The 306-nt window shown below is 55.9% G+C and carries 1 protein-coding gene; it reads left to right on the forward strand.

What is annotated here, in order from left to right; translation table 11 throughout:
- The coding region (locus tag SB822_RS56080; RefSeq protein ID WP_410858977.1) for a LysR substrate-binding domain-containing protein at positions 1 to 306 on the forward strand (306 nt) is incomplete at both ends.

Consider the following 306-nt stretch of genomic DNA (forward strand, 5'->3'; position numbering starts at 1 on the left):
CGGATATTGAACTTTATATGACCGAGGGCGATCGGTTCGTTGATCCGGTTCGGGAAGGTATCGATTGCGTTCTGCGTGTGGGTCTCCTGCAGGATAGCGACATGATTGCCCGGCGTGTTGCGATGCTGGATGAGGTTACCGTCGCATCTCCTGCCTATCTTGCACGATTTGGGGAACCCCGACATCCAGATCAACTGACTGATGGCCATCAGATGATCGGCTTCCGAGCCAGCGGCAGCATAGCCCGTATGCCCCTGGAGTTTATGGTCGACGGCAAATTGCGAACAGTGACGATACCGGCTCCGG

It is taken from the genome of Paraburkholderia sp. SIMBA_054 (assembly GCF_046534875.1).
GTDB lineage: Bacteria > Pseudomonadota > Gammaproteobacteria > Burkholderiales > Burkholderiaceae > Paraburkholderia > Paraburkholderia hospita.